A 25,879-nucleotide genomic window follows, 5' to 3' on the forward strand; every position below is an offset into this window, starting at 1 on the left:
TTAAAGTGCCTCCCTATCCAGATTTAATTCCTTTAAAAGCTGCTTAAAGAGCAATGGATAAGGGGCTGTGAAGTCATATTCCAGGTCTTTTATGGCATAGTGGCGGCTGTGCAGCAGATGGTGCTTTAAGCCGTATTTCTGGCTAAAATGCCGGTTGATGGAAGCGTCGCCATACTTGTAGTCGCCGATGATGGGAAAGCCGTAGTCGGCAAGCTGTGAGCGAATCTGGTGTGAACGCCCGGTGTGAAGGGTTATTTCCAGAAGTGTGAACTTGCCATTATCCATAAGAGGACAGTAGTCCAGACGAACCTCCTTGGCTCCTTTCTCAGACTGACTCTGGATTGCTGATTTGTTTTCAATGGTGTCCTTGGTTAAAAAGCCGGTAAGAGTACCGGGCTTTTTTAGTACACCCAACACAATAGTATGATATTCTTTTAAAGCCTGACGCTCCCGGATAGCAGCATTCACGGTCTGTAGGGTTGGGTAGTCCTTTGGCATGAGGATAATACCGCTGGTATTTCGGTCCAGCCGGTTGGAAATGACGACTTCAAAAGCTTTAGTATCAGTCGCATTTTTTTTCAGGTAGGTCCGCGCCGCGTCGATCAATGAAATATCGCCGGAGGAATCTGCCTGGCTTAAAAGGCCGGCGGGCTTGTTGACGACCAGCAGATGGTCATCCTCATAGACTGGAGGTTCAAATATTTTTTTGATTTCCGGTGTCAGGTCAAAATGCCGCTGTACTTTTTTTTCCTGAAAGCCTGCGATGGTTTCTTCGGAAAAATAGACCTGGACGGTGTCACCGCTATGGATCATGTCTTTGGGCTCGGCCCGGACGCCGTTAAGCTTGATTCTTTTTTTGCGCAGCATCTTTTGCAAAAAATTTCTGTCCGCCAGGGGCATGAGCTTGGACAGGTATCGGTCAAGACGCTGGTTTCCTGAGTTTTCATCAATGGTATATTGTTTCATTAAACTTCCTTATTTTTTATAGATTATAGAATGATTATACCATAAAAAAATCCGGAATGCCGCGCATTCCGGATGGATATTCAGTTTTGTTTAAAGCTTGCCTGCGCAGCCCAGGACATCCTTCAGCTTATGGGCAACCATGGCTTTAATGGCGGTGCGGCCTGGTCCAAGGTACTCTCTTGGGTCAAAGACCTGCGGCTGTTCTACAAAGACTTTACGGATAGAGGCAGTCATGGCCAGTCTTAGGTCTGTGTCGATATTGATCTTGCAGACGCCCCATTTGGCAGCTTCACGCAGCATATCTTCTGGGACACCCTGTGCGCCTGGAATGGCGCCGCCGTACTGGTTACACAAATCGACAAATTCTTTGGGAACACTGGAAGATCCGTGGAGTACCAACGGATAGCCTGGCAGCAGGCCGGAGATTTTTTCCAGTCTTGGAAAATCCAGCTTTGGAGTGCCTTTGAATTTAAAAGCACCATGGCTGGTGCCAATGGTAATGGCTAAGGAATCACATCCTGTTCTTTCGACAAACTCGACAGCTTCATCCGGATCAGTAAAGGAGGCTTCATGGTCACCTACATTTACGGCATCTTCAATGCCTGCCAGTTTTCCAAGCTCGGCTTCCACGACTACACCGTGATCATGGGCATAGGCGGCTACTTTTTTAGTCAATGCGATATTTTCTTCAAAGGGATATTTAGAGCCGTCGATCATGACAGAGGTAAAGCCTCCATCAACACAGGATTTACAGATTTCAAAATCTGCGCCGTGGTCCAGATGCAGGCAGATGTCCAGATCTGTGGTTTCAACCGCTGCTTCAACCAGCTTTTTTAGATAAACTGGATTGGCGTATTTTCGGGCACCGGCGGATACCTGTAAAATCAAAGGGGCCTGCTCTTCCTGCGCTGCTTCAACGATCCCCTGGATGATCTCCATATCGTTTACATTAAAAGCGCCTACCGCGTACTTGCCTTCATATGCTTTCTTAAACATTTCAGTAGAAGTTACTAATCCCATTTCAAACCTCCTGAGTCGTAGCTCGTTTAAATTTGTTTGATTTATTTCACTTACTAGTATACTCTTGTTGGGTCATTTTAACAATACAAAACTTTTGAATTAATGAAATTTTAATAAAAATCCCGGTAAAAACAGGAAAAAAGGACTGTTTTTACCGGGAACATTTTTGTCCGCAGCGGGATTGAAAAAGCGCATAAGATTCCTATACTTCAGACTTTTTTAATTGCTCCACAAGCTCAGTCATGCTTTTACCAAGCACAGGATGAATGTACCAGGGAGCGATTTCCACCATGGGCTCCAGGACAAAAAGCCGGTCCTGCACTCTGGGGTGTGGAAGGGTAATGTGCGGGTGGTCATATACCAGTCTGTCATAAAACAGGATGTCGAGATCCAGTGTGCGCGGTCCCCAATGAATCACGCGTTCGCGTTTCAGAAGTTTTTCAGTGTCCAGCAGCAGGGTCATCAGATCAGCGGGGGACAGGGTGGTTTCTATTTCCATCACGCCATTTAAAAAGGTGTCCTGTTCGGCATATCCCCATGGCTCAGTTTCGATGATGCTGGATTGATTAAGCAGGCGGATATCGCTTCGGGCGGATAGCGAATCAATGGCGGTTTGAATATTCTTTTCACGGTCACCGAGGTTTGAGCCAAAGGCAATGAAAGCACGGTGCCAGCTTCGGTTGATTTCGATGGCAGCGTAGTCAAGGGGTTTATGAATCGGCGCCCATGGCTTTTTTACCAGAACGCTTACGCCCTTTATCTGATTATAGCGGCTTAAAATATAATCTGTCAGTTTTTCACCAGCAGTTTCGATGAGGTCGTAGCTTTCCCGTTGAAATTCCGTTTCGATTTCCGCGCAGAGCTCACCATAGTTTACAGATTTGGACAGATCGCCGGTTACTGCGGCGGCATGCATATCCAGATCCAGAGCGACAGAGATAACGAATTTTTGCCCCAGTCTTTTTTCTTCTTCAAAGACACCATGGTTGGCAAAAACCTCCAGGTCTTTAATATAAAGCTTGTCCATGATTACCCTCTCATGATGGCTGCGGTCATCAAAGCAGCGCGTCTGTTTTCAAGGACGTCGTGCACACGAATAATGGAGCATCCCTTCATCACTCCAACAACAGTGGTGGCCATGGTTCCTTCCAGACGTTCATCCACCGGCAGATTAAGGGTATTGCCGATAAAGCTCTTTCGTGAAGTGCCGAGAAGTACAGGATAGCCCAGCTTTTGAAGCGTTTCCAGATGGTGCATGACGGTCAGATTGTCGTCGCTGGTTTTGGCAAAACCAATTCCGGGATCCAGTATGATGGCATCTTTTGAGACACCGGCATCCAGGGCAATGGCGATGGATTCCTGAAGATCACTGAGTATATCAGCCATCAGATCTGTGTAGTCCATATTTGTACGGTTGTGCATCAGACAGCAGGGAACCTGGTGCTTTGCCGCTACTTCAGCCAGACGTGGTTCCCGTTTAAAGCCCCAGACGTCATTGATGAGGTCTGCGCCAGCTTCAATAGCGGCTTCACCGACTTTTGCTTTGTAAGTGTCGATTGATATGGGAATGTCAAAGTGTTTCCTGATGACTTCGATCATAGGAATGACGCGTTTTAATTCATTTTCTTCGCCAAGGGGGGTGTGGGAAGGTCTTGTGGATTCACCGCCAATGTCGATTATATCGGCACCGGCTTCAATCATTTCCTCGGCATGGCGCAGAGCCTCATCCTGAGAATCAAAACGTCCGCCGTCTGAAAAAGAATCAGGTGTAATGTTTAAAATCCCCATTATATATACTTGGTTCTCTAAATCAAAATCTTTATTGCCAATTTTCATTTTGTCTCCTTGAGATTAATAAGTGATTTCTGAATTTTTCTTTTCATTGTTCCAGTTACACTCTGCCTGGGCAGCACAGCCATAACAGGCCCGCGATTTCTTATCAGCCTGATAAAAAACAGCGTTAAAGCCCCGGCTGCCGGCAGTGCGGTGGGAAAGGATCGCGTCCAGAATAACAGACTGATCTTCTGGTGAAAAATCCAGATGTCTGAGAAGTCCGATGGCCAGATCGTGAGAAGCCTGCTCATGGGGTGTGCCGTTTTCATATTGGATAAAACGTCCGATATCATGTAGCAGTGCGGTAGTATAAATGAGATCACGGTTCAGACTCAGCCCTTCTTCATCTGCAAGGATGGCCGCGATTCTGGCAACGTCCAAAAAGTGGGCCAGGTTATGGCGGCAGAGACGGCGATCTCTTTCATGGGTCTCGATTCGGTGTAAATAATCCTGGTATTCCGGAAGATTTAACAGCCGGTTGGTCTGGGTGAGTTTTGAGCTCATGCTCTTATTCCTAAAAGATTATAGACGTCATTTTTAAGGCTGGCATCTGTCTTTAAGATACCATCGCTCATAGCAGTGATGGTTTTTGTGCCGGGTCGCTTGACACCGCGCATGTTCATGCAGAGGTGCTCGGCCTCAATGATGACCATTACGCCTTGGGCGTCCAGATATTCCATGATGGCGCTGCCGATTTCTGAGGTCAGCTTTTCCTGAAGCTGGGGTTTCCTTGCGTAAACATCCACAGTCCTTACCAGTTTAGAGAGGCCGGCAACCTTTCCGTTTGGTACATAGGCAATATGTGCTTTTCCGTAGAAGGGCAGAAAATGATGTTCACACATGGAATAAAACGGGATGTCCCGCTCAATGACAAGATCATTGGACTCAATGGTAAAGGATTTTGACAGGTGTTCTTCGGCCGTCTGCCCGATACCGGCAAAGATTTCTTCATACATTCTCGCAATGCGGTCGGGTGTGTCTACAAGGCCCTCACGCTGGGGATCTTCGCCGATGGCTTCAATCAGCATGGTAACAGCTTCCATAATTTTTTCTTTGTTCATTTGTATTCCTCCAATATTGAACGCTATAAGATTATTAAAAATAAACACAAAAAGCACTGCCCGGTAAAAAGAGCAGTGCTTCCGCAACCTACAATCCCCATCGTAGGGCACAGCGGAAGCGATAAGACACCGCAATGACCTATTTTCGTTTAAAGGCAACTTCCCATCCTTTAACACTTCACGCGTCTTATCTACTCTGTTTATCATTAATTGTGTCTATCTTACCACTATTGCAATAGGTTTTCAATGATAAGATTTAGAAATATAAAAAGAGCTGTTTTTACACAGCTCCTGAAACCTATTTTTTTACAAATTTTGGCAATACCTTCAGTAATCCCACCAAAGCGATTGTGTAAAGTGGTATTAGGAAAATATTGGTAATAATCCGTGCGGGTAAAAGCACAGATACTGCCTGACCATACAGAATGGTTAAAAACCAGGTGTTCAAAATAATGGAAGTTATCAGTTGGGTCACACTGACGATGAACAGAATATAGTCGCTTCGATATTCGCCGAGCACCTCGGAACGCCTGACCGTGATGATGGGGAAGATCACAAAGCCGACCATTAGAGCAATAAATAACACTAAAACAAATGGATTTAGCGGTTCACCGGCATAGTAGATTGTGCCATTTTCAAAGCTGAACAATCCGGTTAATACTAAAACACCAACAGACAACACGATAAAACCAAGATTAAACCATTCCAGATGCTTAATTTCCTTTTTTCTTAACAGCATCCACAAAAGACCAGGAATCAGCCCTGTCAGGCCGCTGGCAACCGTGAAACCGAGAAAAAATGGACCGCCGGGCTTAATGAAAAAGCACAGCAAATCGGAAATAAAGCCAACGATAAAACCGGCGAGTGGCCCCAATAAAATGCCAGAAAGCATAATTGGGAGAGATGTCAGATTGATTCTGAGGGATGGAAAACCACCCAGCGGAATATACATCTCGAATAAAATTTTCAGCACAATACTGATGGCAATGAGCAAACCACAATTGACGACCAGTTTCGTACGGGTGGTGCCACGGGATAAAGCATTACTTTTCATGAGAACCTCCTTCAATTTCTGAAAGTAATGCTTCCGCACGCCTACAACTATTGTATCCCGGAGGATAAGACTTGCCTGCATCTGTAGGACAGCCAGGCTCCCTGCGGACAGGGTTGTTGATTTGTACAAGCGGAAGCGACAAGGTACCGCAATGACCTATTTTCGTTTAAAGGCAACTTCCCATCCTTTAACACTTTACGCACCTTGTCTACTCTTTGTATTGATTAGCCCCATCATAGCACAGGTTTATATATTGTGCAATGATTTTTAAGGATATTATTTAAACATTTACGATGGAGAGAAGACGGCTGTTTATAAGGCTTTCAGACAGGCAGTAAAAAGATTGTAGACCTGTCGGGATAATAAACAGCACAACCACTAAAAAAGCGGATCTACCAGTCTGGTAAACCCGCCCTGTTTTTTAATGGAGCTGAAGAGGGGAATCGAACCCCTGACCTATTGATTACGAATCAATTGCGCTACCATCTGTGCCACTTCAGCTTAAGATTTCAGCTCTCATATAATAACACAATGAAGATGTTTTGGCAATCCTTTATTTTTAATCTCTGCGATGCTTTTTAAAAAAGTGAATCTGGCGGTAATGCATGGGTATATGCTTAAGAAATAAAGTGAAAAAATGGAAAAGGAGTTTAAAAATGAATTATTTACAGTCGCTTGAACACTCGGAAAAGGAAAGAAACACTGCGCTTCTGTCTTTGGATATGAACCAGATTAAGGTTTATTGTATAAAATTTGGGTTGTTTATTTCAGATAATGATGACGCTTTTTTAGAAAGCATTCATAAAGCTGTTTTACAGATAAGAGATGCCAGTTTTGAGCAAAAAGAAAAATCCAGAAGCTGGCTGAAAGAAAACGGCGCTTCACTTGAATGTAGTTTTATGCCCTGAACAAAAGCTATATCAAGTGAAGGTCGGTCAGACCTCTCCGTTATTGAACATCAAGATCCGTTGAACTAGAATCGAATCATAGTATAGCGAAATGGACCGGGCAAGTCAAGGGATAAATCAAAAATTTATTTGTTATAAAACCAATAAAGGCAAAAAGGATAAAAATCAATAATTTTATTTATCTGAAACGTATTTGAGGTGCTTGTAGATAAATATTTTTGGAGAGATGCCAGTCTTTTTATTGATAAAGAACGGCTAAAGTGGTAAAATAAGTCTATAAATGTATTGAATGATATAGAATGAGGTGGAAAAAGGATGGATGCTTACGCAGCAGAGAAAATTGCGACAAGAAAGTTTATAGAGCATATAGGACAGGAGTTTCTTCGTCAGAACACGAAGAACATGACTTCCAGCTCTGAAACGATAGGAAATATTTTTAAAATTACCTGGAAAATGGATGATGTGAACGCCGATGAGATTTTGACAGCCGGTGACGAAAAGAATGAAACGCAGTTTGTCAGTATAACCGTTGACATGGAAAACGGTGAGGTCCAGGTAGTAGAGGATACAACAACCGAATAAAAAAGGTCCCGGTTCGCCGGGATTTTTTCAGGTATAAACAGACAGGAGAAAACCATGCTGAAAAATGACTATTTGATGGAAATGATCGGAGCAATGTGCCGGGCAGTCAGCGAAATAATTTTCAAGCGGTCAAAAAAGGAATATGCAGAGTGTCACTCACTGGCCAATGATCAGTATCAAAGCCTTCTGGGCATGTCGCTTGATATGATTCTCAGCCTGCCATCAGAAACTGTCTTTGATCTTTTGGGAAATTTTGGGGAGGTCGAACCTAAAAAGGTGCTGACACTTGTGGACCTGTTAAAAGAGGACAGCAAGGTTTTCAAGGAAGAGGGCGATGAAGCCACCGCAGGAGCTATCCGTGAAAAATGCGAGGATCTTTTGAACCTGCTGGATCGTTATGATCTGGATGACGATGCCATGGCCGAACTGGACAAGCGCATGGCCGATTTTGGGATTGACTGATAAAGAAAAGGCTTGTTATTTCAAAGAATTTGGGGTAATATTATTTTAAAGTATTTCAATGGCAAAAGCTTGAGGAAATACTTTTTTTATATTTTGTTGGAGGAAAACAGAATGGAAAGAAAACCTAAAATAGGGGTACTGCCCCTTTATGATACAAAACAGGCAAGTAAATGGAACAGCATCTGGATTTTTCCGGGATATTTAAATGGTATTCTGGAGGTCTCCGGCATGCCTTTTCTTTTGCCGCTCTTAAAAAATGAAGCGGATATACGTGCGTTGGTAAATGAGTTTGACGGCTTTTTATTTACTGGCGGACAGGATGTGGACCCGGCGCTCTACAATCAGGAAATGACCGAATATTGCAATGAGGTTTCGCCGGAACGGGATTATATGGAAGTGATTTTGTTTGATGAAGTCCGGAAACAGGACAAAGCCCTTTTTGGTGTCTGCCGCGGCCTTCAGTTTTTTAATGTGGCTCTGGGCGGTACGCTTTATCAGGATCTGATCGCACAAAAAAAGGATCCAGATCCTGTACAGCATTCCCAGAAAACAGAGTTTGTTTTTCCGGTGCACGATATTGAGATTAAAGAAGGCAGTAAGCTGTTTGAAATTATCGGTGAAAAAACAATTCGTGTCAACAGTATGCACCACCAGGGAATCGCGGAGCTTTCCCCAGAACTGGAGGCGACAGCGCGCGCAAAGGATGGACTGGTGGAAGCTGTTGAGATACCAGATATGACTTATGGTCTGGCAATCCAGTGGCATCCTGAGTTTCTGTGGCCTAAGCGTTCATACGAATATGATTTATTTAAAGCCTTTGTGGAGGCAGCGAAAAATAAGGCATAATAAAAGACGCATCCATTATCGGATGCGTCTTTTTAAATTAACGTTTGCGCCTTTTGTAGAGAATACCAATAATAATAGCGGCGATGATGACAATGGCAGCAACCACTGCAATTGAAGTTCCGGTAATGGAAGAAGCGGATTTTACAGTGGTAAAATGAATTTCCACAGGGGCCTGCAAGTGTTCTCCTGTTGTTGAAGTCAAGATTTTATCCACTTTTATGATGTATTCTTGATTGCTTTTCAAATTATTCTTTGGATTAATGCGGATGGTCCCCCAGTCTTCAGGATCAATCAGATCATCGGATAAGACAATGTCGGCATCCACCTGTTTGCCCTTACTCCAAAGGCTTACAGCCTTCTCGTTTGTCGCCCTTACGGCTGTGTTGACCACATTCTGGTTAAAGGATACGGAAATTTCCGTGAAGGGCTGTACATTTGTGGCGCCGTCCTGTGGGACGCTGGAGGTTAAGGTGAGAGGACTGCCAACCGCCCCCTCGTTGAGAGCAGGGTCTCCGGCTGGTGTTTCAGCCAAAATTGGGCTGAAGCTGCTCAACAGCAGAATGGAGAGAATCACAGTAAAGCTTATTTTTAAACATTTATTTTTCATTTTAGCTACTCCTTCATTTTACATAAGATGTAATAACAATTACCCAAAATTCTTAAATAAAAAACGATTTTTCTGCATGTGTGTTATAATGGTTCAGAAAAGCAGTGAAAATTTTTAGAAGGGAGATAGTTTTTGAAAAAGGAAAAGAGAGAAAAGAATACAGGTGAATCAGCAGGAAAAAGCCGTGGCAAGGTTTTTTTGTATATACTGCTTCGTGTCTTAGTTGTTGCAGTTATGATCGCACAGATCTGGAATCAAAACTGGAACAACGTTTTTCTATGTGTGCTGACATTGATTTTATTTATGATTCCAAGCTTTGTGGACAAGCAGCTTCACATTGAAATGCCAACAACTCTTGAAATTATTATTATATTATTTATTTTTTCAGCAGAAATTTTAGGTGAGATTCAGGAATATTATCTGATTTTTGACCATTGGGATGCGATGCTGCACACCATAAACGGTTTTTTAATGGCGGCCATTGGCTTTTCATTGATTGATATTTTAAATCAAAATGAAAATTTCAGCATGAGCCTTTCACCGGTTTTTGTAGCTGTTTTTGCATTTTGTTTTTCAATGACCATTGGTGTGCTTTGGGAGTTTTTTGAGTTTGGAGCTGATTGGTTTTTCCAAACCGATATGCAAAAAGATACGATCATTCACAGTATCAGCTCGGTTATATTTAACCCTGAAGGCAAAAATGTTGCGGTAACCATCCCAATCGAGAGTATTGTGGTTAATGGGCAGACCTGGAACTATGGCGGTTATATTGATATTGGACTGGTGGATACAATGTCCGATTTATTCGTTAATTTTATCGGCGCAGTGGTCTTCTCGGTTTTTGGTTTGTTTTACATTAAGGGCCGTGGAAAAGGGACCTTTGTCAAACGTTTTATGCCAAAGCTCAAGAAGAAACAGTTGGAAGAAAATGCGGAAACGGATACTTTTGAAAATTCGAGAAATTCTGGGATAAACACCAAAGAGTAAAACAGGGAGGTGCTGCGAAAATGTGGCGCCTCTCTCTGCATTTAATTGGGTTTAGGGTTTCTGTAGCCGATTTGTTAATAAAATAACTTGACAATTACTGATGGAAATGTTATCATTATTGACAGTTAATGAAAACGTTTTTGAAACGTAAGATATAAGGTGGAATCAAGGGGGATACCATCTTCGAAAATGATATCTGGATGAACGTTTTCTTAATGGGGAAAATGAAGGGGAGTTAGATACCTGGTGCAAGGGGGTGCCAGGTATCTTTGTTTTTTGATAAAATTTACCAGAGGACAGCGATAATTCACATGGATAAAAAGGTATAATATAAAAAAGAACGTATAAAATAAACAGGGAGCATGGTAAAATGCTTATTTTCATTGTATCCGCTTTGCTATTCAGCCTTTCGTCCAATCTTGATAACATTGTGGTTGGTCTGGCCTTCGGAATTAAAAAAATTCATCTTAACGCGGTTTCGAACCTGACTGTGGCTGTTATTACAACAACAGGAACGGTCATCGCCATGCTCTTTGGCAAGTGGCTGTCTGGTTATATTCCAGACAGGATAGGAAATGATCTTGGCGCTGGGATTATTATACTGCTGGGTGTTTATTTTGCCATACAGGGAATCATCAAGCTTTTAAAGGAGAAAAAATCAGGCAGCTACGCTATGAAAAATACAGGTGAAATGGCAGATGTGATGGATGCATCGGTTCAGGATAAGGACCATATTCGCTACCGTGAAATTGTAACAGTTGCCCTTGGTCTGACCTTTAATAATCTGGGAACAGGGATAGCCGCCAGTATCACAGGCGTCAGTATTGGCCTGACTGCTGTGTGTACGTTTATTATAAGCCTTGTTGCTTTATGGTCTGGCTTCCGGCTTGGAGGACAGGTGGTCGGCCCTCTTTTGGGGGATTATGCGCCGGCCGTTTCTGGTGTATTATTGGTTATCTTAGGTTTAATTGAAATGTTTTGGTAAATATGAAGAAACTTCTTGTTATTTTGGTGCACTTAGGATAGAATTAGAAAGACAAATGAGTTGATGCCCGGGGAGCTTTTGCTGAGATTGGATTGAATCCTAAACCCGTTTTACCTGATGCGGTGTAACGCCGTCGTAGGGAGGACAAGTTGAGCTAAGCGCGTACCCGTGGGTGCGCTTTTTTTGTTGAAAAACTGAAAAAGTTAAGGAGAAAATATGGAGCTGTTCACAACTCAAATGGATGCCGCGCGCCGTGGCATTGAAACGGAAGCGATGAAGCGCGTCGCGGAATATGAAAATATGCCTTTAAGTAATTTAATGGGCCTGGTGGCAAAAGGGCAGGTTGCTATACCTGCCAACAAGAATCACCGTTGCCTGACACCCTATGGGGTCGGCAGTGCGTTGAAGACAAAGATCAACGTCAATCTTGGAACATCCAGAGACTGTTTGAACCTGGATGTAGAAATGGAAAAGGTGAAGCGTGCTGTTGACATGGGCGCAGAAGCCATCATGGACCTGAGCTCTTTTGGAGATACACGCAAATTCAGACGCAAACTGACAGAGAGCTGCCCGGCCATGCTCGGCACTGTACCAATCTACGATGCTGTGGTTTATTACAATAAGCCGCTTCAGGAGATTACTTCTCAGGAGTGGATCGATGTTGTGCGCATGCATGCAGAGGATGGTGTTGATTTTCTGACGCTGCATTGTGGGATCAACCGTTCAACTGCAGACCGCTTCAAGAATAACGGACGTTTGATGAATATTGTATCCCGCGGAGGTTCGCTTATTTTTGCATGGATGGAAATGACCGGCAATGAAAACCCATTCTTTGAGTTTTATGATGAGATTCTGGAAATCTGTCAGGAGTATGATGTTACCATTAGCCTTGGTGACGCCTGCAGACCTGGATGTATTGCGGATGCCGGTGATATTTCACAGATTTCTGAGCTGGTGGTTCTTGGAGAACTGACACAGCGTGCATGGGATAAGAATGTCCAGATCATTGTTGAAGGGCCTGGTCATATGCCGCTTAACCAGATTCAGGCTAATATGGAAATTCAGCAGACAATCTGCAAAGGCGCCCCCTTCTATGTGCTTGGCCCACTCGTAACGGACATCGCGCCAGGCTATGACCATATTACTTCGGCCATTGGCGGTGCTATCGCGGCGACCTACGGGGCGTCCTTCCTGTGCTATGTCACACCAGCTGAGCATTTGAGACTACCGGATGTCGATGACGTTAAGGAGGGTATTATCGCGTCAAAAATTGCAGCCCACGCAGCGGATATTGCCAAAGGACTGCCAGGGGCGGCTGATTGGGATTATCAGATGGGAGTTGCCAGACGCGAGCTGGACTGGGAAAAAATGTTTGGCCTTGCCATTGATCCCGAAAAAGCAAAGCGTTACCGCGCGGAGTCGACCCCAGAGAACCAGGATACCTGTACCATGTGCGGAAAGATGTGCTCAGTTAGAAACATGAACAAGGTTTTAAACGGAGAGCATGTGGACATTATGGAAGACACAAAGGAGTGTCCTTCTGATAAATAAACCAGGTGCGCAGGTGAATGGTGCGGCTTAAAAGGCCGGCAGTCACCTGCGCTTTCACTTTAAAGGAGAAAAGATGATCCAATTAAACAAAAATTTTGTCGATATTTTTGAAAACACCCAGATAAAGCCACAACTGGTTCATAATATTACCAATTATGTCACAGTCAATGACTGTGCAAATATACTTTTGGCCATGGGGTCATCCCCGATCATGGCAGATGATATTGAAGAGGTAGAGGAGATTACCACCATTTGCAGTGCTTTGGTACTCAATATCGGGACACTGAACAGCCGGACTGTAGAATCTATGATTGCCGCGGGGAAAAAAGCCAATGAACTGGGGCATCCTGTGATACTGGACCCTGTGGGGGCCGGCGCTTCAAAGTTCAGAACAGAAACAACTTATCAGCTATTGAAAGAAGTGAAGTTTGCTGTTATCCGTGGTAATATCTCTGAAATTAAGACGGTTTATGCTGGAGCAGGTACCACAAAGGGGGTAGATGCCGATGTTAATGATGAAGTGACTGATGAGACACTGGACACTACCGTCACTTTAGCTAAAGAGCTGGCTGAAAGAGCAGGTGCGGTCATTGCGGTCACAGGAGCAATGGACCTTATTGCAGATGCTGGGAAAGCTTATGTGGTCAAAAACGGACATCACGATATGTCTAAGATTACTGGTACGGGCTGCATGCTCAGTGCCATGACGGCAGCCTATGTGGCAGCCAATCCTGAGAAGGCTTTGGAAGCGGTGGTATGCGCGGTGGCCAGCATGGGAATTGCCGGTGAGCTGGCTTCACGTCAGGTTACAAATAATCAGCTGGGGACAGGAAGTCTAAGGACTTTTATCATTGATAATATCAGTACGATGACAGGAAAAACCATTGAAACTTATGCAAAAATTACCTTGATTCCATGAGGTGAAAAAGCTAAAATAATGTTATAAAATATTTCAATCGGGTATAAAATAAACAGGAAAAGTGAAAGTTGAAATTTGACTGTCAAATTAGGAGAATTATGAAAAACAATGTGAAAAAAGAAGATATGCTGCTCTATATCGTTACAGACCGTTCCTGGCTTGGCGAAAGTACCCTTGAGGAAGAGGTTTGTGCTGCGATAGATGGCGGTGCTACCTTTCTTCAGATCAGGGAAAAGGACATGGCGCATCAGGATTTTCTACACGAAGCACGAAGCCTGAAGGAACTGGCAAGGGCCGCAGGGATCCCCTATGTCATCAATGATGAGATAGAAATTGCTTTAGAGGTGGACGCAGACGGAGTACACATTGGGCAAAGCGATGGCGCTGTTGCGGAAACCCGTAAGAAGATCGGCCCAAATAAAATTCTGGGTGTATCTGCGCAGACACTGGAACAGGCTTTGGCAGCAGAGAAGGAAGGCGCGGATTATCTCGGTGTGGGGGCAGTTTTCTCAACTTCTACGAAGACGGATGCCAAAGCGGTTTCTTTTGAGACACTTAAGAGCATCTGCAGCAGTGTGAAAATCCCTGTGGTTGCCATTGGTGGTATCAGTGAAGAAAATCTTTTAGAGCTCTCTGGCTCAAAGGTTGACGGCGTCGCGGTTATCTCTGCGGTGTTTGCTCAGCCAGATACACGGGCGGCGGCACAGAAAATTCGAAAATTATCTGAAAAGATGGTGAAATCAAATGATTAAGGCATTGACAATTGCAGGCTCCGATTGCAGCGGAGGTGCAGGTATACAGGCAGATCTCAAAACTTTTACGGTTTACGGTGTTTATGGTATGAGCGTCATTACGGCCATAACAGCACAGAATACAACTGGTGTATTCACTGTAGAAAATATTTCTGAAAAGATGGTGGAAGCCCAGATGGATGCAGTCTTTACAGACATTGTGCCAGATGCGGTGAAAATAGGTATGGTTTCTTCAGAAGCGATTATCCATGCCATTGCGAAAAAGTTAAAGGAATATGCCCCCAAGAATATTGTGCTGGACCCGGTCATGGTTGCCACAAGTGGTGACGCACTTTTTGACAGGACAGCCCAGTCAGTTTTAATTAACGAACTCATGCCATTGGCGGATTTGATCACTCCGAACATTTCGGAGGCTGAGATTTTGTCAGGTATTCCCATTAAATCTAAAAATGATATGATCCGCGCTGCCCGTGATATTGCTGGCTATTATAAAGGTGCAATATTGGTAAAAGGTGGACATTTAGAGGACCGGGCAGATGACTTGTTTTATTATGAGGGTTTTGGCTACTGGCTCCCCGAAGAAAAGGTCGACAATCCCAACACGCATGGTACCGGCTGTACGTTGTCCTCTGCGATTGCCGCAAATCTGGCACAGGGCGTTGCTATGATGGATGCTGTTAAAAATGCGAAAGCCTATGTGTATGGCGCAATATTGGATGGCCTTGATCTTGGAAAGGGAAACGGACCGTTGAATCATTTGTATCAATTGAAAAAATAATTTTACTTAACCCCCTAAGGGGGTTTTTAATTTGCTTGTAAAACCGCATAAAGGATGCTATACTGAACATAACCTCCCGTAGGGGTTATGGAGGTACATCATGTTTCATTTGAAAATGAATAGAAACGATCTGAAGGTCATTGGTTTGTTAGCGTTGCCGGTAATGGTGGAGACTGTTCTACAGACACTTTTGGGGACGGTTGATACCTTTTTTGCAGGACAGATCTCAGATGATGCCATTGCAGCAGTTGGCGTAACGAACCTGATTGTCAATATCTTTATTGCTTTTTTTACAGCCGTCAGTGTTGGCACATTGGCAGTTATTGGTAGATATGTTGGCCGTAGTGATGCTGAAAGGGGGAACAGGGCACTCCAGCAATCTTTTTTGCTCAGCCTTTTTATCGGTATTAGTGTCGGGGCGCTGAACTTATTGTTTTACAGGCCAATTCTTGAAATTTCTGGTGCCGGTGAGGACATTTTGGTTTATGCCATACCATATTATATGGTCGTGGTCGTTCCCATTGTGTTCTTATGTCTTTCGTTGGTTTTATCCAGCTGTCTGAGAGCTACTAAGGACAATGTTACGCCAATGGCCGCCACAGGGATCGCCAATGTACTGAACATTTTATTTAATATTTTTTTTATAAAGCTTGGACTTGGTATTATGGGACTGGCTCTTGCGACAACGTTGTCCCGTGCTTTTGGCGTCGGTATTCTGTTTATCTGGCTGACAAAGGGAACCGGATTTTTGAGACTGCCGCTCAGGGGCTGGGGTGTTGATGTGGAAATGATCCGGTCAATTTTGCGTATTGGCGTCCCTGCTGGCGGAGAAAAGCTTATTATGCGTGCAGGCCAGCTGGTATACGGTGCCATGATTTTATCCATCGGGTCATACGCCTATGTGGCCCATAACATTGCAGGAACCATTGAAAACTATACCTATATCCCTTCCATGGGGTTTGGTGTGGCAGCTGCAACACTGGTGGGCATTGGCCTGGGAGAGAACAATCCGGAGAAGGCACACCGGATGGCGCTGGCTGCGAACGCGCTTTCAACAATCTTTATGGTATCAATGGGGATCATAATTTTCATTTTTGCGCCGTTCTTTGCAGCTGCCTTCAGCTCAACACCGGAGGTGCAGATGCTTACAGTGGGAGTTCTGCGGATGATTGCCTTTTTTCAGCCTTGCAGCGCGATCACACAAGTCATCGAGAGTGCTCTGCAGGGAGCTGGCGATACGCGGTATCCCATGTTTTTAACGCTGTTTGGTATCTGGGGGATAAGGGTCTGCATTGGTTATTTTCTTGGCATTATCTGCGGCTTTGGTCTGATAGGGGTATGGACAGCCTATATTATTGATATCTCAGTGCGGGGCTTTTTACTGCTTCGGCGTTTTAATGGTGGCAAATGGCAGATGGTTGCTATATAATACAGATAAAAGAATAAGGTGAACAGGAGAAATAAAATGGCAGCTAAGCATGAACATGAGCATGAAAACCGCAGGGCGGTTATCAACCGGATGTCACGGGCCATCGGCCATATGGAGTCTGTAAAAAGGATGGTGGAGGAAGGAAGAGATTGCAGTGAAATTCTAATACAGGTATCTGCAGTGAAATCTGCTATCAATAATATTGGTAAGTTGATTTTAAAAGATCATATCAGCCATTGTGTTGTTGATGCTGTGGAGGAAAATGATCTGGAGGTTTTAGCGGAATTAAATGATGCCATCGACAAGTTTATAAAATAATAATATTTAAAGGATTTTATGATATTCTAAAATTTGAAGACCTTCTGTTATGTTCTTTTGGTTTACGGACACAGGCGTTTAGCCAGGAAGTGGGTCTTCATTTTTCGTGTCAAAGTTTTAAAAACAGGGGATAAAGAGGTGAGAGCAGTATGCGAGAGTCTATAAAAGCCCTGAAAATTAAAGAGCATTTCATCAAGGCATTTCCGCCTGCGCTGATCCTTTTATCTATTTTCTTTTCAAATCAGTTTTTTTTCGGTGTGGCTAACGCTATGCTGGCGTCACCGGTAACCGTTCTTTTTCTCAGAACACGTGATGAGAATGGGGTGGAGTGGCATATCCTGAGAGCCCTGAGCATTAACATACTTCTCGCCTTTTGCGCCTTTGCGGCAGGGCTTAACCTTGCGATGACGCTTATCGTTAATTTAGCGGTTCCGTTTTTACTCGTTTATTTTATGACGGATGAGTATACACCTGGCAGCTACTTTCCTTTTGGAATGAGTTTTGTTTTTATGCAGCTGATCCCCATTCAGCTGACCGATATTCCCATGCGTCTTTTGGCGCTGGTCTACTCTTTTCTTCTGGTCTATATTGGCTTGAGGATATGGAAGCATTTTAGGCCAGTACCAGCTATTCATGATATTTCAAAAAATGCTTTTATCAAGATCACAGAGTCTTTTTCGGCTCTGATTCAGGGCAACCATAAAGCGGCCCAGGAGGCGCAGCGCGCCCTTTTAAATATCAACCAGAACCTGTGCGGCCGGATTTATAAAACAAGGCGGTTTCGATATTTTACAACCATTGAGGGCGCCTGCTATTTTCGGCTGGTGATGATTTTCCAGCGAATGGAAAATTTAATACTGACATTTTTCAGAAAGCCAGAACTGATGACTGATGCCAACAGGCTTTATCTTGAGAAACTTATAAAGGTTCTGGAACACCTGAACGGGGTTTTTGACAGCCGTGAATACAACGAAGTTATCCACGAGTTAATTGATTTTTCTGACCACTGTTTTATGGATCAGGCGGATATTAATGACAGTATGCTGCTGGATATTAATCTTTTGATCAACGCTTTGGAGGGCATTTCGGAAACAGCCGGAAAGGGTATTTACAGGGAATGGGTGGTGCCAAGAAAATCGAGAATGTTGTGGCGTCTCTATGCCCATCTTTCAAGATCGTCTTTTAAATTTCGTTTTGGCGTCAGGCTATCGTTGGTTTTGACGTTTACATTTTTAGTATCCAGGCTTTTACCAGTAACACATGGATACTGGCTGCCATTGGCCGCTTATTTACTCACACGTCCTTTTTATGATGAGAGTGTGAGTAAAAGCCTGGACCGAATAAAAGGAACCGTTATTGGGCTGATAGCCGCTTTTTTTCTTTTTTCGATTTTCACCACATATCCTGAACATATGGTTTTGGCGGTCATTGCCGCTTTCTGCATTTACGCGGCGGATGATTATTCAACCCTTGTGGTTTTTGCCACCTGCTTTGCGCTTTCACAGACAACATTGTCCATGCAGTCCACCTACGCTTTGGAACTGCGGCTGCTTTTTACCACAGGTGCGGTCCTTGTGTCCATACTCGCCAGTAAATTTATATTGCCTATGCGGTATTATGATCAGTTCAAAATAGATATGGATCGTCTGGTCCTGCTGGACCAGGCGATGGTTAGATGTATAGAGGAGCTGCTGGATGGAGAGACGCACCGAGACATTGTTCGAGAAATTATCCTTAAATCCTATCTTATCAGCGACCAGATTGAGATGAATTATCAGGCGTCGGCCTTTGGTTCTTGTGGCCGGCTTGTGGAAGGCTTTTTAGAGGAGAACCGTCAGCTTATGACGGCTTTGATTGATGTCTATTATCTGATTGCGCTGCAAGGAGTTGAAATAAAGGAAGAATGGTTTGTCAGGGAAGCCGTTGAACGGTTGGGAGTCTGGTTTAAAAAGATACAGCAGTGTCTGAAAAGAGAGGATACGTCCGGTCAGGAACCGGAAGATATAATTGTAAAAACAGATGGAAGCTACATCATGCGCCGGCTGAGCGCTGGTCAGGCAGAGGCCAAGGTGTTTCTGGCCTTTGTCGAAAAAAACATCAGTAGTTTTTAAAAAACCGGCCCCCTGTACAGAGTCCGGTTTTTTAATTTGTACAGACCATTGGATGACGGAATTTGAGGCAGAGCATGGTAATGTCATCGTGCTGCTCGGCATCCTGTGTGAATTCGGACAGAAAATCGCGAATTTGATGAAGAATATACTCTGAAGAGTGATCATCGTAATGGGGGAGCTCATTCAACGCTTTTTTTAGGCGGTATTCCTGAAAAAAGACACCGCTTTTATCCACTGCTTCGGTGACACCGTCCATATATAAAAAGAGTGTGTCGCCAGGATTAAGCTTAAGCGTTTGGCGCTTGTAGTGCACATCGGGAAGAATGGACATGACAAAACCCGAATCCATATTAAGAGACTCAAACTTTTCATTTTGACGTCTTAAAAGCGGGGGATTGTGCCCTGCGTTGACAAAGGACAGGATACCGGTTTTCAGGTTTAGTATACCAAGGAAGGTGGTCAGGAAAACACCTTCGGCTGTGTTTTTATATAAATGATGGTTGGCTCTTGTGAAGATTTCATCAACATCCAGACCGGTTAGCACCTGGTCGATAATATGTTCCTTTGAGCTCATCATGAAAAGAGCGGCAGGAACGCCCTTGCCCGATACATCTGCGATGATAAAAACGAGCTTGTCATCATCCATTAAAAAGAAATCATAAAAGTCGCCGCCGATTTCCTTGGCTGGAGCCATGCGGCCACTGATGCTGAATTCTGTCCGGTCCGGGAAGGTTGGAAAAGGATCGGGCAGCATAGCCGTTTGAATCTGCTGAGCAATGTTCAATTCGGTAGAGGTTCTTTCCTTTTCGGCCGCCAGACGTTCTTTTTCTGCAATATTATCCCAGAGCTTGTGCATAGTGTCATTGATTTTATCAATCATTTCATTAAAAGCAGTGGCGAGAACCTCCAGCTCATCACCTGTATGGATATCCAGTTTTTTATCCCAGCTTTTCCCATCCATCTGTTTTATGTCTTCTGTCATGATCAGCAAAGGGTTTAAAAGCTTTTGACTGATGGCATTTGAAATGCCGAAACCGATCAGGTTGATGGCGACCAGCGGTATAATGGATAAGTCATAAATAATCAGAGCAAAGGTTTGGTTATCGGTGTTGAGCAGGTTCATGCTGTACAGGATACCAATGGTCGCTGCAAAAACCGCCATTACAGAGATCAGGGAAAAATAATACACTAAAAGAGTGATTTTGATCTCAAAATTCAGCTCAATCTTTTTCAAAAACATCAGTACTATCGGGAAAAGCAGCGTACAGACAAGCGTATTTGAGACAACAATGGGTAGCCCCAGGCCAATAAATTTTTGCAGGGCATCGACTCCAGGTTCCACGACCCGCGTCAGCAAGGCATAGGCTGCGGGGACAATGTTGACCAGCAGAATATATAAAAAAAAGATGGTAAAGGACCGGTTGGTCCGGATTTTGTCCTCGTTTTTAGGGAAAAATCCCATGATTAAGCCGTACAGGCCATTGGCGATGCTCCAGTTCAGCAAAAACTCAATGCCGTAACCGGTAACCATGTCACTCATGGCGTTGCCGAGAAAGCCGACAGTAAAGCCATAAAAAGGCCCCAGAAGATACCCTGAAAGCAAGGGAAGAATGAGCTGGGGCCGGATGGATACATAAGGCACTTCGACCAGGCTGAAATCTGCCAGAAGAATGTTAAGAGCCGCGTAGACAAAGGCCATGATCAGGGCAATCATTATTTTAAAAGGGATGGATAGCTCCCTGTTTGTGTTGTCCATATAAAATCTCCTTGATGAAGGTTGCACCCATTATAACACAGATTATCTAAAACGCAACAAGCCGAAGGACGATAGGGTCATCTGTCCTTCGGAGCTTGTGTAATTAACAGGTTTAGAAACATTTTTGATGGTTTTCCCGGCGGTGGCAGTCCCCTTTTTCTTCACACTGATAACAGATTTCATTGGGGGTGAATACATCGTCTTCATACGCTTTTATGTTTTCAAGGGTAGTAGCTGCAATCTGATGCAGCGCTTCTGTTGTTAAAAAGGCCTGATGGCTGGTCAGTAAGACATTGGGGAAGGTGATGATCCTTGCGAGATCGCGGTCATCCATGATTTTATCAGACCAATCTTCAAAGAAATAGCTGTCCTCTTCCTCATAGACATCCATGCCGACTCCGCCAATTTTATGGGCGTTAATCCCTTTAATCAAGGCCTGAGTATCAATCAGCGCCCCGCGTGAGGTGTTGATTAAAATGACGCCATCCTTCATCATGCCAATGGTCTGGTCATTGATGATATGCCGTGTCTCTTCTGTCAGAGGGCAGTGGAGTGAGATGATATCGGATTTTTCCATCAGTTCTTCCAGTGGTACGTACTGGATGTCCAGTTTGGAATTCGGGAAAACATCGTAAGCGATGATGTTCATATGGAAGCCCTTTAAAATATCAATCATCATTTGACCGATACGCCCAGTGCCAATGACACCGGCAGTTTTGCCGTAGAGATCCATGCCGGTCAGACCGTCAATATTAAAATTGAAGTCACGGGTTCGGGCATAGGCTTTATGGGTTTTACGGTTAACCGCCAGCAGCAGTGAGGCAGCGTATTCTGCAACGGCAGCCGGGGAGTAGGCCGGCACCCTGAGAATCCGAATATGTTTTTCATAGGCTTCCTTCATGTCAACGTTATTATAGCCGGCGCTTCGCAAAAGAATGAGGTGTATGTTCATTTCTGACAGCCGGTCTACGATTTCCTTTGTGACCTTGTCGTTGACAAAGACACAGATAGCGTCAGCGCCCTGGGCATACTCTAGAGTATGGATATCCAAGCGGTTTTCAATATAGCGCGGTTCGTGGCCTGCGTCCTTCAGAAGAGGGTCAAACCAGAGTTTATCGTAGGGTCTTGTATCATAAAAAGCAATTTTCATTTAAGTGCCTTCTTTCTTTAGTTTTTATGTTTTTTCCGTTCAATATGATAGAGCAGAAAGGGGAGGGCCAGTACGATTAAAAAGCTGATAATCAGGATCATATCGTACCGGATATAATTGACAGGCGCCAGCTGGTCTGGCGGGAAAAAAGTCACCACAAAGGTGAAAATGGACATCAATAGCCCAACACCGGCTATAATGGTTTTGACAAGGCGCCCGCCGGGTATCTGATAGGCGCGTTTATATTCTGGATGTTTGTAGAGTAGAATAAAATAAGCACCGAAGAATAAAAAGTAGGTGATTAGATAAATCACAACAGACAGTGAAATGGCGGTTAAAAATGAAAGGTTGTTTCCACCGCCGCCAAAGGTCAGGACAGCAGCCCAGATCGTTACGATGATCCCCTGACCTAAAATCAGGTTTGTGGGAATGCCGCGGCTGTTGGTCTTTTTAAAAATTTTTGGCAGCAGGTTATCCTTGGCTGCAACATAAAGACCACGCGATGGGCCGACCACCCACGAGCTGACCTCGGCCATAACGCCAATGGCAATCATAGCGCCGAGAATACGGACCATCCAGAGCATATTTGGATTAAAGTAGCGGAACAGATTTTCAAAGGTCTGTACGACCCCCGAGCTGTAGCTCAGGTTCTGGGCAGGAACAACCATTGCGACGGAAATGCCGCCTACGGTGTTTAAAATAATAGCCAGTATGACCAAAATAATCATGGTCAGAGGGTAATTCCGGCTGGGGTTTTTTAACTGGTTAACGTGAGTGGCTGAAACCTCAATGCCCATAAAGGACAGAATAAACGAAGCGAAAATCACCAGATCATCCACATCCTTAAAATCGGGGATCAGGGTATGTACATTCATTTCCAAATGTATGGGCCCGCCAGAGGAAACATAAGCACCGGTTAATCCAAAAAGCAGCAGCACTGGAAAAAGGATACCAGCGATAAAGCCGACTTTTGAGATCATGGCAGTGTATTTTGTGCCGCCAAGCTGTGATAAGCTCAGGGCCCAGAAAACCACCAGAACACCAATGAATTTAATGAAAGGATTTTGTTCCAAAGCAGGTATGTTAAAGACATAGGAGAATGAGCCAAGGATAAAGTAAATCATTGATATGAATCCGATGGTAATCTGGAACCACTGAAAAAATATGGCTGCAAAGCCAAAGCGTTCACCAATGGTCTTTCCGACCCAGGTAAACACGCCGCCTTCCTCCCATCCTTCAACGGTAGCCATTTCTGCAGCGCAGAGCGAGACGGGTATGAACCATAAAAAGCCGCCTGCAACCAGAAAAAAAGCCAGTGAGAAGCCCGAGGAGGCAAAGGTCGCGTATTTATCCGCTGTCATAACCATTGACGCTGTCATTGCGAAAAAACTGAAAAGCGTCAGCTTTGAAGTTTTTGATGTATTGTTAAGTAGTTGATTTTTCATTTTAAACAGGTACCATTCCTTATCTTTTGGAGTGCTAATAGTTAAATACCCAGATGGAAAGCGAGTTAACGGACAAAGAAAATAAGTCAATTGATAAAAATGGAAGTTTTGCTCTAAATAAGTAGCGCTTTATTTTGTTCGATAAAAAGTGGGGCAAAGGCTCAGAAGCAGCTCGAAGCCACATTATCCATCTTTTTTTGATACTTTTCTTATTTTTTTATTAAATATTGAGATTTCCTCTTGAAATTTTTCATAAAAACCGCTATAATAATCTTCGATGTCTGGGTGTAGCACAGTTTGGTAGCGCGCGTGAATGGGGTTCACGAGGCCGGAGGTTCGAATCCTCTCACTCAGACCATTTTTTTTATTCAAAATCAGAGATTTATATAAAATAAGTAAACTAACAGGTGAATAAGATGAGTCAAGCTACACGGGAATGGAAGAGACGGGTCAATAAACGGAGAAAATTGATTATTGGCGTCGTTTTTTTTTAATTGCCGTCATAATCGTTGCAGGTATTTACCGGAATAACCAGCGGATGCTGTTGGAAACCTCTGAATATACCAATGCCTATAAAACCAATTTTTTCTTTTTTAAAGACATTGATTATATTGAATTGGATAATTTTTCCGCGGCAGATTTAACACTGCCCGAAGGAGAAAAAACCAATGGTTACAAAACGCTGACACAGTCTCCAAAGGTAGTTAATCAGAATTTTCTGAAGTACCAGACAGATACCATTGATCAGATTATGGCGGATAAGTACTATAATGACTGGCCTTCAGTCATTAATGAAATTACAGCAAACTATGTGGGAATGGCAAAGATTACCACACAATTTGGTCAGGCCGACCGGCAGCGAAAGGAATTTCTGGTGGATTCTGTCCAGTTTATGGGAGAAAACCAGGATGAACTTAACCAGCAAAAGGCTGTATACGAGAGTTTAAATGATGGTCAGCCAAGAGATATTACATTAAGTGGTTTACAGATGATGGGCTCAGGGTATGTTTATACTACTCTTAACGCCATGGAAAAAGTTGTCAGTGAAAGCGCACTGCCCTATATCAATACGAATTTTCTGAAGACGGCCAGCAAAATTGATAAAGAGAATCAGACGGCCCTGAAAATTATTAATAACGACCATATCTTCACTGCTTTTTCGATTCCCAAAAGTGAAGCGGTGGAAGGCGAAGAGGAAGCGCTGGACAATAAGGAAGAATATATGGGGACCCGTGGCTCAGAAAAAAACACAGAATATTATAAATTTCTGGTCAAGCGGGTTGATCAGCTCCGTTACTATCCTACCCTTTCCTTTGAAAATGGACAGAATACCTACAAGGGCTATCTGGTCGATGTTATTGATGACGGTGATAATAAAATAATCGTCATGCTTGTCAAGGATTATGTCAATGTTTTTGCCAATGAAATCATGATAAATACCGACGTTAATATCGAGCGGTTTAGCTGTTTTCAGGTGCCGCAGAGTGCTATTATCAAAAAAGACGGCGCTACCTATGTAAAAACGCTTGAAAAGGGCTATTTTGAGGAGCTGACACCCGTAACAGTATATAAATATGATAAGGGTATGGCTATTTTAAAGCTGGACGATGAAAATAATAAGAAACTGTCCTCCGGCACGACCATTAAGGTTTATCCATAAATTTTCAGAGAAAGAAGTGAAACAGAATGACAGAGAATGTCATTGCAGAAAACATTGCAGCAATTAAAAAAGATATTCCGGAAAATGTAACGCTGGTGGGGGTGACCAAGCACCGCAGTGTGGAAGAAACACAAGCGGTTGTCGACGCCGGTGTTTATGATCTCGGCGAAAATAAGGTTCAGGAATTTCTGGCCAAGGTTGATGAGGTCAAAGGACCGGTGCGCTGGCATTTTATTGGTCATCTGCAGCGCAATAAGGTTAAATACCTGATGGGGAAGGTCAGTCTGATCCATTCAGTTCACTCTGTCCCTTTGTTAAAAACCATTGAAAAAGAAAGCGCCAAGCACGGTGTTAAAACAAATGTTTTAATCCAGTTTAACCTTGCGAAAGAGGACAGCAAATCGGGTTTTATGGCTGAGGAATACGAAATGGTTATGGAAGAAGTCGGGAACTGCCCGCATCTTGAGGTCCAGGGGCTTATGTGTATAGGGCCTATGACAAAAAAATCTGATGAAATTCATAAAGTTTTTAAGCATTTAAAAGAATTATATGATACAATAGAAAAAGAATACCATGGAGAGAATATTAAAATGCAATATCTGTCTATGGGAATGACGGATGATTACCCCATCGCTATAGAAGAAGGGGCTACGATTGTAAGGATCGGAAGAAAAATATTTAATCGTTAGGAGAAACAGC

The 25,879-nt window shown here is 43.7% G+C and carries 26 protein-coding genes, 2 tRNA genes and 3 riboswitches; of the genes, 16 read left to right on the top strand and 12 right to left on the bottom strand.

Going from position 1 to position 25,879, the window contains the following annotated elements; genetic code table 11:
• From FYJ53_RS05200 to FYJ53_RS05235, 8 genes are all read right to left on the bottom strand, one after another.
• Positions 1-966, bottom strand: coding sequence for an RluA family pseudouridine synthase (locus tag FYJ53_RS05200; RefSeq protein WP_090414588.1), 966 nt, complete (start codon positions 964-966; stop codon positions 1-3).
• A gap of 90 nt (positions 967-1,056) precedes the next feature.
• On the bottom strand, positions 1,057-1,986 hold the full coding sequence (gene fba, locus FYJ53_RS05205) for a class II fructose-1,6-bisphosphate aldolase (RefSeq protein ID WP_090414590.1): 930 nt from the start codon (positions 1,984-1,986) through the stop codon (positions 1,057-1,059).
• A gap of 202 nt (positions 1,987-2,188) precedes the next feature.
• The gene (gene folK / locus FYJ53_RS05210) at positions 2,189-3,013 is read right to left on the bottom strand and encodes a 2-amino-4-hydroxy-6-hydroxymethyldihydropteridine diphosphokinase (RefSeq protein WP_154557070.1); all 825 of its coding nucleotides are present in this window, start codon (positions 3,011-3,013) and stop codon (positions 2,189-2,191) included.
• Between the two features lie 2 nt (positions 3,014-3,015).
• Positions 3,016-3,822: a dihydropteroate synthase gene (gene folP / locus FYJ53_RS05215; protein ID WP_154557071.1), complete on the bottom strand. Its 807-nt coding sequence runs from the start codon at positions 3,820-3,822 to the stop codon at positions 3,016-3,018.
• 15 nt (positions 3,823-3,837) lie between these two features.
• Positions 3,838-4,323, bottom strand: a complete 486-nt coding sequence (locus tag FYJ53_RS05220) for an HD domain-containing protein (RefSeq protein WP_154557072.1) — start codon at positions 4,321-4,323, stop codon at positions 3,838-3,840.
• Positions 4,320-4,880 (bottom strand): GTP cyclohydrolase I FolE, encoded by a 561-nt coding sequence (gene folE / locus FYJ53_RS05225; RefSeq protein WP_090414595.1) that lies wholly within the window; start codon positions 4,878-4,880, stop codon positions 4,320-4,322. Before folE ends, FYJ53_RS05220 begins: the two co-directional genes overlap by 4 nt.
• A gap of 108 nt (positions 4,881-4,988) precedes the next feature.
• A riboswitch (THF riboswitch) is annotated at positions 4,989-5,081 on the bottom strand.
• Between the two features lie 97 nt (positions 5,082-5,178).
• Positions 5,179-5,934 (bottom strand): folate family ECF transporter S component, encoded by a 756-nt coding sequence (locus tag FYJ53_RS05230; protein WP_013381635.1) that lies wholly within the window; start codon positions 5,932-5,934, stop codon positions 5,179-5,181.
• 126 nt (positions 5,935-6,060) lie between these two features.
• Positions 6,061-6,152, bottom strand: a riboswitch (THF riboswitch).
• A gap of 207 nt (positions 6,153-6,359) precedes the next feature.
• Positions 6,360-6,435, bottom strand: a tRNA-Thr gene (locus FYJ53_RS05235).
• A gap of 155 nt (positions 6,436-6,590) precedes the next feature.
• On the opposite strand from FYJ53_RS05235, the gene FYJ53_RS05240 reads away from it, so the two are divergent.
• From FYJ53_RS05240 to FYJ53_RS05255, 4 genes are all read left to right on the top strand, one after another.
• Positions 6,591-6,842 carry a hypothetical protein gene (locus tag FYJ53_RS05240; RefSeq protein ID WP_154557073.1) on the top strand — a complete coding sequence of 84 codons (252 nt, stop codon included), beginning with the start codon at positions 6,591-6,593 and terminating at the stop codon, positions 6,840-6,842.
• 315 nt (positions 6,843-7,157) lie between these two features.
• Entirely contained in the window at positions 7,158-7,424 is a 267-nt protein-coding gene (locus FYJ53_RS05245; RefSeq protein ID WP_013381632.1) for a hypothetical protein, read from the top strand.
• Between the two features lie 54 nt (positions 7,425-7,478).
• Positions 7,479-7,886 carry a hypothetical protein gene (locus tag FYJ53_RS05250; RefSeq protein ID WP_090414600.1) on the top strand — a complete coding sequence of 136 codons (408 nt, stop codon included), beginning with the start codon at positions 7,479-7,481 and terminating at the stop codon, positions 7,884-7,886.
• 111 nt (positions 7,887-7,997) lie between these two features.
• On the top strand, positions 7,998-8,732 hold the full coding sequence (locus FYJ53_RS05255; RefSeq protein WP_041689910.1) for a gamma-glutamyl-gamma-aminobutyrate hydrolase family protein: 735 nt from the start codon (positions 7,998-8,000) through the stop codon (positions 8,730-8,732).
• Positions 8,733-8,769: 37 nt separating this feature from the next.
• Here the strand turns inward: FYJ53_RS05255 and FYJ53_RS05260 are convergent, their stop codons facing one another.
• Entirely contained in the window at positions 8,770-9,339 is a 570-nt protein-coding gene (locus FYJ53_RS05260) for an Ig-like domain-containing protein (protein WP_013381629.1), read from the bottom strand.
• A gap of 132 nt (positions 9,340-9,471) precedes the next feature.
• On the opposite strand from FYJ53_RS05260, the gene FYJ53_RS05265 reads away from it, so the two are divergent.
• The 9 genes from FYJ53_RS05265 (at position 9,472) to FYJ53_RS05305 (ending at position 19,169) form a co-directional block, all read left to right on the top strand.
• Positions 9,472-10,326 carry a hypothetical protein gene (locus tag FYJ53_RS05265; protein ID WP_154557074.1) on the top strand — a complete coding sequence of 285 codons (855 nt, stop codon included), beginning with the start codon at positions 9,472-9,474 and terminating at the stop codon, positions 10,324-10,326.
• 370 nt (positions 10,327-10,696) lie between these two features.
• Complete coding sequence (locus tag FYJ53_RS05270; protein ID WP_013381627.1) at positions 10,697-11,311, top strand: manganese efflux pump; 615 nt, start codon at positions 10,697-10,699, stop codon at positions 11,309-11,311.
• Between the two features lie 58 nt (positions 11,312-11,369).
• Positions 11,370-11,470, top strand: a riboswitch (TPP riboswitch).
• A 57-nt stretch (positions 11,471-11,527) separates the two neighbouring features.
• Positions 11,528-12,862, top strand: a complete 1,335-nt coding sequence (gene thiC, locus FYJ53_RS05275) for a phosphomethylpyrimidine synthase ThiC (RefSeq protein ID WP_090414610.1) — start codon at positions 11,528-11,530, stop codon at positions 12,860-12,862.
• Positions 12,863-12,935: 73 nt separating this feature from the next.
• Positions 12,936-13,781, top strand: a complete 846-nt coding sequence (gene thiM, locus FYJ53_RS05280; RefSeq protein WP_013381625.1) for a hydroxyethylthiazole kinase — start codon at positions 12,936-12,938, stop codon at positions 13,779-13,781.
• 98 nt (positions 13,782-13,879) lie between these two features.
• Entirely contained in the window at positions 13,880-14,533 is a 654-nt protein-coding gene (gene thiE / locus FYJ53_RS05285; RefSeq protein WP_154557075.1) for a thiamine phosphate synthase, read from the top strand.
• Positions 14,526-15,311, top strand: a complete 786-nt coding sequence (thiD, locus tag FYJ53_RS05290) for a bifunctional hydroxymethylpyrimidine kinase/phosphomethylpyrimidine kinase (protein ID WP_013381622.1) — start codon at positions 14,526-14,528, stop codon at positions 15,309-15,311. Before thiE ends, thiD begins: the two co-directional genes overlap by 8 nt.
• A 100-nt stretch (positions 15,312-15,411) precedes the next feature.
• Positions 15,412-16,740 (top strand): MATE family efflux transporter, encoded by a 1,329-nt coding sequence (locus tag FYJ53_RS05295; protein WP_154557076.1) that lies wholly within the window; start codon positions 15,412-15,414, stop codon positions 16,738-16,740.
• A 36-nt stretch (positions 16,741-16,776) separates the two neighbouring features.
• The gene (locus tag FYJ53_RS05300) at positions 16,777-17,058 is read left to right on the top strand and encodes a metal-sensing transcriptional repressor (protein WP_013381620.1); all 282 of its coding nucleotides are present in this window, start codon (positions 16,777-16,779) and stop codon (positions 17,056-17,058) included.
• A gap of 149 nt (positions 17,059-17,207) precedes the next feature.
• The gene (locus tag FYJ53_RS05305; protein WP_154557077.1) at positions 17,208-19,169 is read left to right on the top strand and encodes an FUSC family protein; all 1,962 of its coding nucleotides are present in this window, start codon (positions 17,208-17,210) and stop codon (positions 19,167-19,169) included.
• 31 nt (positions 19,170-19,200) lie between these two features.
• Here FYJ53_RS05305 and FYJ53_RS05310 read toward each other — a convergent pair whose 3' ends face one another.
• The 3 genes from FYJ53_RS05310 to gadC all read right to left on the bottom strand — a co-directional run bounded on the left by FYJ53_RS05310 (position 19,201) and on the right by gadC (position 23,520).
• The gene (locus FYJ53_RS05310) at positions 19,201-20,925 is read right to left on the bottom strand and encodes a SpoIIE family protein phosphatase (protein WP_154557078.1); all 1,725 of its coding nucleotides are present in this window, start codon (positions 20,923-20,925) and stop codon (positions 19,201-19,203) included.
• Between the two features lie 112 nt (positions 20,926-21,037).
• Positions 21,038-22,075, bottom strand: a complete 1,038-nt coding sequence (locus FYJ53_RS05315) for a 2-hydroxyacid dehydrogenase (protein WP_013381617.1) — start codon at positions 22,073-22,075, stop codon at positions 21,038-21,040.
• 17 nt (positions 22,076-22,092) lie between these two features.
• A complete protein-coding gene (gene gadC / locus FYJ53_RS05320; RefSeq protein ID WP_154557079.1) occupies positions 22,093-23,520 on the bottom strand; it encodes a glutamate:gamma-aminobutyrate antiporter in 1,428 nt (475 codons plus the stop codon).
• Between the two features lie 281 nt (positions 23,521-23,801).
• Between gadC and FYJ53_RS05325 the strand changes: the two genes are divergently transcribed.
• The 3 genes from FYJ53_RS05325 to FYJ53_RS05335 all read left to right on the top strand — a co-directional run bounded on the left by FYJ53_RS05325 (position 23,802) and on the right by FYJ53_RS05335 (position 25,869).
• A tRNA-Pro gene (locus FYJ53_RS05325) sits at positions 23,802-23,878 on the top strand.
• A gap of 180 nt (positions 23,879-24,058) precedes the next feature.
• A complete protein-coding gene (locus tag FYJ53_RS05330; RefSeq protein WP_013381615.1) occupies positions 24,059-25,180 on the top strand; it encodes a hypothetical protein in 1,122 nt (373 codons plus the stop codon).
• Positions 25,181-25,206: 26 nt separating this feature from the next.
• On the top strand, positions 25,207-25,869 hold the full coding sequence (locus FYJ53_RS05335) for a YggS family pyridoxal phosphate-dependent enzyme (protein ID WP_090414624.1): 663 nt from the start codon (positions 25,207-25,209) through the stop codon (positions 25,867-25,869).
• Positions 25,870-25,879: the final 10 nt, after the last annotated feature.

Source organism: Eubacterium sp. BL-380-WT-2B (genome assembly GCF_009696115.1).
GTDB lineage: Bacteria > Bacillota > Clostridia > Eubacteriales > Eubacteriaceae > Eubacterium > Eubacterium callanderi.

Excerpts from the sequence above, each read along its gene's own strand:
- FYJ53_RS05260 (WP_013381629.1), bottom strand. The coding sequence starts at position 9,339 with ATGAAAAATAAATGTTTAAAAATAAGCTTTACTGTGATTCTCTCCATT.
- thiM (WP_013381625.1), top strand. The coding sequence starts at position 12,936 with ATGATCCAATTAAACAAAAATTTTGTCGATATTTTTGAAAACACCCAG.
- folK (WP_154557070.1), bottom strand. The coding sequence starts at position 3,013 with ATGGACAAGCTTTATATTAAAGACCTGGAGGTTTTTGCCAACCATGGT.
- gadC (WP_154557079.1), bottom strand. The coding sequence starts at position 23,520 with ATGAAAAATCAACTACTTAACAATACATCAAAAACTTCAAAGCTGACG.
- fba (WP_090414590.1), bottom strand. The coding sequence starts at position 1,986 with ATGGGATTAGTAACTTCTACTGAAATGTTTAAGAAAGCATATGAAGGC.
- FYJ53_RS05315 (WP_013381617.1), bottom strand. The coding sequence starts at position 22,075 with ATGAAAATTGCTTTTTATGATACAAGACCCTACGATAAACTCTGGTTT.
- FYJ53_RS05255 (WP_041689910.1), top strand. The coding sequence starts at position 7,998 with ATGGAAAGAAAACCTAAAATAGGGGTACTGCCCCTTTATGATACAAAA.
- FYJ53_RS05200 (WP_090414588.1), bottom strand. The coding sequence starts at position 966 with ATGAAACAATATACCATTGATGAAAACTCAGGAAACCAGCGTCTTGAC.
- FYJ53_RS05220 (WP_154557072.1), bottom strand. The coding sequence starts at position 4,323 with ATGAGCTCAAAACTCACCCAGACCAACCGGCTGTTAAATCTTCCGGAA.
- folE (WP_090414595.1), bottom strand. The coding sequence starts at position 4,880 with ATGAACAAAGAAAAAATTATGGAAGCTGTTACCATGCTGATTGAAGCC.
- FYJ53_RS05300 (WP_013381620.1), top strand. The coding sequence starts at position 16,777 with ATGGCAGCTAAGCATGAACATGAGCATGAAAACCGCAGGGCGGTTATC.
- folP (WP_154557071.1), bottom strand. The coding sequence starts at position 3,822 with ATGAAAATTGGCAATAAAGATTTTGATTTAGAGAACCAAGTATATATA.
- thiC (WP_090414610.1), top strand. The coding sequence starts at position 11,528 with ATGGAGCTGTTCACAACTCAAATGGATGCCGCGCGCCGTGGCATTGAA.
- FYJ53_RS05230 (WP_013381635.1), bottom strand. The coding sequence starts at position 5,934 with ATGAAAAGTAATGCTTTATCCCGTGGCACCACCCGTACGAAACTGGTC.
- thiD (WP_013381622.1), top strand. The coding sequence starts at position 14,526 with ATGATTAAGGCATTGACAATTGCAGGCTCCGATTGCAGCGGAGGTGCA.
- FYJ53_RS05270 (WP_013381627.1), top strand. The coding sequence starts at position 10,697 with ATGCTTATTTTCATTGTATCCGCTTTGCTATTCAGCCTTTCGTCCAAT.
- FYJ53_RS05245 (WP_013381632.1), top strand. The coding sequence starts at position 7,158 with ATGGATGCTTACGCAGCAGAGAAAATTGCGACAAGAAAGTTTATAGAG.
- FYJ53_RS05335 (WP_090414624.1), top strand. The coding sequence starts at position 25,207 with ATGACAGAGAATGTCATTGCAGAAAACATTGCAGCAATTAAAAAAGAT.
- FYJ53_RS05240 (WP_154557073.1), top strand. The coding sequence starts at position 6,591 with ATGAATTATTTACAGTCGCTTGAACACTCGGAAAAGGAAAGAAACACT.
- FYJ53_RS05305 (WP_154557077.1), top strand. The coding sequence starts at position 17,208 with ATGCGAGAGTCTATAAAAGCCCTGAAAATTAAAGAGCATTTCATCAAG.
- FYJ53_RS05295 (WP_154557076.1), top strand. The coding sequence starts at position 15,412 with ATGTTTCATTTGAAAATGAATAGAAACGATCTGAAGGTCATTGGTTTG.
- FYJ53_RS05250 (WP_090414600.1), top strand. The coding sequence starts at position 7,479 with ATGCTGAAAAATGACTATTTGATGGAAATGATCGGAGCAATGTGCCGG.
- thiE (WP_154557075.1), top strand. The coding sequence starts at position 13,880 with ATGAAAAACAATGTGAAAAAAGAAGATATGCTGCTCTATATCGTTACA.
- FYJ53_RS05310 (WP_154557078.1), bottom strand. The coding sequence starts at position 20,925 with ATGGACAACACAAACAGGGAGCTATCCATCCCTTTTAAAATAATGATT.
- FYJ53_RS05330 (WP_013381615.1), top strand. The coding sequence starts at position 24,059 with ATGCTGTTGGAAACCTCTGAATATACCAATGCCTATAAAACCAATTTT.